The 5801-nt window shown below is 72.9% G+C and carries 4 protein-coding genes; all 4 read left to right on the top strand.

What is annotated here, in order from left to right; genetic code table 11:
* Positions 1-86 precede the first annotated feature (86 nt).
* Positions 87-1733 (top strand): serine/threonine-protein kinase, encoded by a 1647-nt coding sequence (locus tag AB0G02_RS26555; protein WP_360798638.1) that lies wholly within the window; start codon positions 87-89, stop codon positions 1731-1733.
* A 62-nt stretch (positions 1734-1795) separates the two neighbouring features.
* The gene (locus AB0G02_RS26550; protein WP_360798635.1) at positions 1796-3892 is read left to right on the top strand and encodes a fibronectin type III domain-containing protein; all 2097 of its coding nucleotides are present in this window, start codon (positions 1796-1798) and stop codon (positions 3890-3892) included.
* Positions 3893-3918: 26 nt separating this feature from the next.
* Positions 3919-4905 (top strand): MoxR family ATPase, encoded by a 987-nt coding sequence (locus tag AB0G02_RS26545; protein ID WP_360798632.1) that lies wholly within the window; start codon positions 3919-3921, stop codon positions 4903-4905.
* Between the two features lie 2 nt (positions 4906-4907).
* Positions 4908-5801, top strand: an 894-nt coding sequence (locus tag AB0G02_RS26540) for a DUF58 domain-containing protein (RefSeq protein ID WP_360798629.1), incomplete at its 3' end; no start/stop codon positions are given.

The raw sequence follows: 5801 nt of genomic DNA, 5'->3' as shown, positions 1-5801 counted from the left end.
GACTCGTCCGTCGGCACGTCCTGGCGCTCGCGGTCCAGACCCCGGCGCACGGACGTCAGCAGCAGCTGCGTGGCTATATTACTGCCGTGACTGAGGGTGAGGGGAGACTGGTCGCCGGGCGGTACCGCCTGCGACAGGCGCTCGGTCGAGGGGGGATGGGAGTCGTCTGGCGTGCGCACGACGAGTACCTCGACCGCGAGGTCGCCATCAAGGAGATCGTGGCACCCAGGGGGAGGGTGATCCGGGACGACGACCCGGAGGTCCGGCGCGCGCTGCGGGAGGCCAGGGCCGCCGCGAAGCTGAGCAAGCACCCCAGGGTCATCACGGTCCACGACGTGGTGACCGACGGTGGACTGCCGCTGATCGTGATGGAGCTGCTGCACGGGCGCTCGCTCAGCGACGCCCTGGAGGCCGACGGCCCGATGGCGGTGGACAGGGCCGCGCGGATCGGCGCGCAGATCCTGGAGGCCCTCGACTACGCGCACGGCAACGGCGTGCTGCACCGGGACGTCAAGCCGGGCAACGTCATGCTCGTCGACGACCAGGTCGTGCTCACGGACTTCGGCATCGCGCTGATCGACGGCGACTCGGTGCTCACCGCCACGGGACAGCTCCCGGGGGTGCCGGAGTACATCTCGCCGGAGCGGATCCGGGGGGAGGAAGCGCTGCCGGCGGCCGACCTGTGGTCGGTCGGCATCATGCTCTACGGCATGGTCGTCGGCCGGACGCCGTTCTCCCGCGGTGACGTCCAGGCCACGTTGGGGGCGGTGCTGTCCTGGGAGCCCGCTCCCGACCCCAAGGTCGGCCGGTTGGCGCCGGTGATCGACGGGCTGCTCCGCAAGAAGCCCGCCGAGCGGATGACGGCCGAGGTCGCGATCCGGAAGCTGACCGAGATCGCGGCGCTGCCGGCCTCGGCGCCACCCGGGACGAGGGTGCGGCTGGAGTACCCGACCCGGGTGGTCAACCCGGCCGGTGAGCTGACGGTCGCCCACGGGACCGTGCCCAACACCCGCACCGGGGTGCCGCCCTTCCTGCCGCCGCGCGCGGGCGGCCCGGTGTCGCCGGACGCGCCGACGCTCCCCCCGACCGCTCCGGCCGCCAAGCCGCGGTCGAGGCGCGGGCTGCTGGTCGCGGCCGGCGCTGTGGTCGTGGCGGTGGTGGTCACCGTGGTCCTGACGAACCTCCCACCGGGCGGTCGCGGCACCGCCTCACCGACGACGACCTCCGGGTCCGAGGCCGCCACCGCGACGGACACCCGGGACATCCCGCTGAAGGACTACCGCGAACGCCTGGGCTTCAGGATCGGCATCCCGTCCGACTGGCCGCGCACCTCGTCGATCGACGGCCCGCTCAGCTCCGTCACCTGGGAGGGCAGGCGGACCGACCCGAAGGTCGGCACGCTCAAGGTGGAGGTGCAGCGCAACACCGGCAAGCCCGGGGTGTCGGCCATCGACGTGCTGACGGGCGAGGACAAGGTCCAGCGCACGAGGCAGCAGAACTCGGACTACCGCCGGATCGAGCTGTCCGGCAACGCCTCGTCGGCGGACTTCGAGTGCACCTACCGCGCCGGCGCCGTGCACTACCGCACGAGGACGAGGGCCGTGGCGTCCGGGGCGCTCTACACGTTGACGTTCTCGCTGTACGCGGCCGACGCGGCAACCCTGGAGCAGGAGTGGGCGTCGGCCGAACCGCTGATCGCCTCGATCCGTGACAGCTTCGCCTTGGAGGAGTAGGAAAACCGCAGGTAGGGAAGTTGGGGACCGGTCCCCGGACACCGTCGCTAGCATCCCGCCCCGTGACCAGCAAACGCTCGGCGGCCCGCGCGAGCCGGCCGTTCGTCCTGCTCGCCGTCGTGTGCGCGGCGACCGTCGGAGCGGTCCTGGCCGGAGTGACCCCGCCGCTGTCCGCGGCGAGGTTCGCGAACACCGGGCACTGGATGTACAACTCGGTCCTGGGGGTCGTGTTCCACGTCGACGGCGCGACGACCGGCCTCGACGCCGAGTTCGCGCTCGACGCCGAGGTGGGCAGCCAGGTGCTGCAGAGCGACACCAGCGGCTGGGTCGTCGGCCAGAGCAGGATCACCGAGTTCGACAAGGGGTCGCTGACACCGCGGCACTCGGCCAAGCCGCCCTCGGACGAGATCCCGCTGGGCATCGAGGTCGTCGGCGGCCCGTACGCGGTCTACCCCAACACCGGCCGGATCATCCGGCTCGGTGACCCGGCCGCGACGATCCCCACCGGTGGCGCGATCGGCACCCCGGTGGTCACCCCGGACGGCACGGTGTGGTTCCACCGCACCGGGAAGGGCCAGATCTGCACGCTGGCCAAGGACGCGGTCGAGGTCTCCGGCTGCCCGGTGTCCGCGCCGCCGGACCACGCGGGCGCGCTGACCGTCGTGGACGGTCGGCCCGCGTTCCTCGACCTGTTCACGGGCAGGCTGCACCCGATCGACGGCGACGCGCTCGGTGAGGGCGTGGCGCTCGGCGTCCAGCTGTCACCGAACTCCCGGCCCGCCGCGCAGGACGCGAACGGCCGACTGGCCATCCTGGACCCGGGCCCGGCGCGGAGCAGCCTGGTCCTGGTGGACACCAGGACCACGCCGGCCGAGTCGGTGACGGTGGCGCTCGGCACCGGTGACTACGACGGCCCGGTGTCGACCGGTGAGGTCGTCGCGCTGGTGGACCGGCAGAACGGCACCGTGCTGACCTACGGCGCGGACGGGCGGAGGAAGGACGAGAAGCCGCTCCAGGACCGGACCGGGGAGCCGCGGCTCGCCCTGGGCGAGGACAAGCGGGTCTACGTCGAGGACACCGACGGCACGCAGGTGCTGATGGTCGACGAGGACGGCAGCGTGACCGACGTCGACGTGACCCGGAAGGCCGCCACGACCACCGCCACGTCGACCCAGGGATCTCCCGACCGGACCGCGCCGCCCGACGTTCCCCTGCCACCCGCCGGGGACCACCGGCAGCGGGAGCAGCCGACCGTGATCGCCACGCCGCCCCCGGTGCCGCCGGGCCGTCCCGGCGCCCCGGCCGGGGTCGCCGCGCAGGCGGGCAACGGATCCGCGACCGTCACCTGGGGCGCCGCGCCCGACAACCGCGCGCCGATCACCTCGTACGTGGTGTCGTGGCAGGGGAGCGATGGCGGGGCGGGGTCCGTCCCGGTCGGCGGTGCGGCGGGCGCGTACCAGGTCAACGGCCTGACCAACGGCGTCAGCTACACCTTCACGGTGGCCGCGGCGAACCAGGTGGGCCCCGGCCCCGGCGCGTCGACCGGCCCGGTCACGCCGAACGCGCCGGTCTCACCGGCCGCGGCGCCGGTCGCCCTCCGGGCGGACTACGACGCGGACGACCGGCCGAGCCGGGACGTCACGTTGACCTGGGCGCAGCCCGCGCTCAACGGCGGCGTGCTGGCGCACTACGAGGTCACCGCCACCGGCCTGGGCTCGCAGCAGGTGACCGGGACCCAGGTCGTGTACCCGCAGGTTCCGGCCAACCGGGCCGTCACCTTCACGGTGAGCGCGGTGACCAGGACCCCCGATGGGCAGTTCCTCACCGGTGCGCCCGCGTCCGCCACCCACGAAGCCGTGCCCCCGCCGCAGATCCTGCTGAGCAAGGGCGCCCCCACCGAGGAGTACTGCGGCGAGTACCCGGACTGCGCGTGGATGCACGTCGTCCTGATCGGGTTCGCGCCGCACACCGCCTACCACGTGACGCCGTACAGCAACGTCGACGACGGATACGAGAACGGGGGGTACACGACGACGACCGACGCCGACGGGGGCAGCACGATCGACCAGTTCGCCTACGCCGGCCCCGGTGAGCAGCCGTGGGTCGAGGTGGTCCTCCCGGACGGCACGCCGATCCGGTCGAACCCGGTGACCTGGTGAGTTCTCCACTGCAGGAAGGGAAAATCGTGACGCTGACTCCCGGTCAGGTGTACGAGCTGATCGCGGCGAACGTCCAGAAGGTCGTCCGGGGCAAGCCGCAGGTCGTCCGGCTGGCCACGGCCGCGCTGTTCAGCGAGGGGCACCTGCTCATCGAGGACGTGCCGGGGCTGGGCAAGACGACGCTCGCCCGCTGCCTGGCGCGCAGCATCGGCGGCACCTGGAACAGGATCCAGTTCACGCCGGACCTGCTGCCCGGCGACATCACCGGTGTCCAGGTCTACCACCTGGGCGACGAGGAGTTCGCGTTCCACCCGGGCAGCGTGTTCGCGAACGTGGTGCTGGCCGACGAGATCAACCGCGGCACGCCGAAGACCCAGTCGGCGCTGCTGGAGGTGATGTCGGAGCAGCGGGTCACGGTCGACGCGGTGCGCCACGACGTGCCGAGGCCGTTCCTGGTCATCGCCACCCAGAACCCGATCGAGATGGCGGGCACGTACCGGCTGCCCGAGGCGCAGCTGGACCGGTTCCTGATGCGGCTGCGGATGGGGTACCCGGACCGGGCGTCCGAGGTTCTGGTGGTCATGAGCGACCGCGCCGGCGTCGATCCGGACGAGCTGGAAGCCGTGGTGGACATCCCGACGTTGCAGAACGCCATGAACCAGGTGCGCGCCACCCGGATCGAGCACGCGGTGATCGACTACGCGACGAGCATCACCTCCGCGACCCGGCAGCACTCCGAGGTCCGGTACGGCGCGAGCCCGCGCGGCACCATCGCGCTCGTCCGCGCGGCGCAGGCGCTCGCGGCGACCTACGGGCGCGCGTTCGTGACGATCGACGACATCAAGGAGGTCGCGCACCCGGTGCTCGACCACCGGCTGATCCTCAAGCCGGAGGCGGAACTGCGGCAGCGGAAGGCCGAGGGCATAGTGGCCGACCTGCTGGCGGAGATCCCGGCCCCGGTCGCCCCCACGAACGTGATCACCAACGCGGTCACGAGCGCGGCGGGAGCCTGACCGTGCGGCTGACCCGACGTGGCGCGTGCACCCTCGCGGTCGCGGTCGTGCTCATCGTGCTCGGCGTGGTCGCGGGCTACCCGCTGCTGGTCGCGCTGGGCGCGATCGCCGTGGGCGCGGTGGTCGCCGCGCTCGGTGTCGCCGGGCGGAAACCCAGGGTGGAGGTCATCCGCGAGCTGTTCCCCGATCGGGTCGAGCGGAACGGCCGGGCCGTGATCACGCTCCGCGTGCACAACCCGGGCACGCGGCGGCAGGGCGGCTTCACCGCGGTCGACCGGGTCGGTGAGGACCGGGTGACCATCGCGGTCCGACCGCTCGCCGCTGGCGCGGAGCAGCCCTACCTGAACGAGCTGCCCACCGGGCGGCGCGGCAGGCACGAGGTCGGTCCGCTGACCCTCTTCCGCGCCGACGCGCTCGGGCTCGGCCGGTCCGAGCTCTCCGTGGGTGGGACGGCGACGCTGTGGGTGTACCCGCGGACGCACCCGGTCGGCACCGTCACCGGCGGGCTCCCGCTGCACCACCACGACGGGGAGGCCACCGAGACCTCGCCGCGGGGATCGCTCGACGTCCGCGAGGTGCGCCCGTACGTGCCCGGTGACGAGGTACGCCACCTGCACTGGAAGGCCACGGCGCGGACCGGGCAGCTGATGATCCGCGACTACGCCGACCCGCACCAACCGCAGTTCACCGTGCTGCTGGACGACCGGCGCGAGATCACCGCGCCGGAGTTCGAGGAGGGGGTAGAGCTCGCGGCGTCCCTGGTCGTCGCCGCGGCCGACGCCGACCACCGGTGTCGGCTGGTGACGCCCGGCGGTGTCGACGTCGACACGGCCTCGTCTCGTCCACCTCGACCGGTCGCACCTCGACGGTCCAGCCCTCGCGCTCGGCGGCGCGGA

Source organism: Actinosynnema sp. NPDC023658 (assembly GCF_040639995.1).
Taxonomy (GTDB): Bacteria; Actinomycetota; Actinomycetes; order Mycobacteriales; family Pseudonocardiaceae; genus Actinosynnema.
The sequence above is the reverse complement of the archived record's forward strand: the minus strand, read 5'-3'. Positions and strand labels throughout refer to the sequence as shown.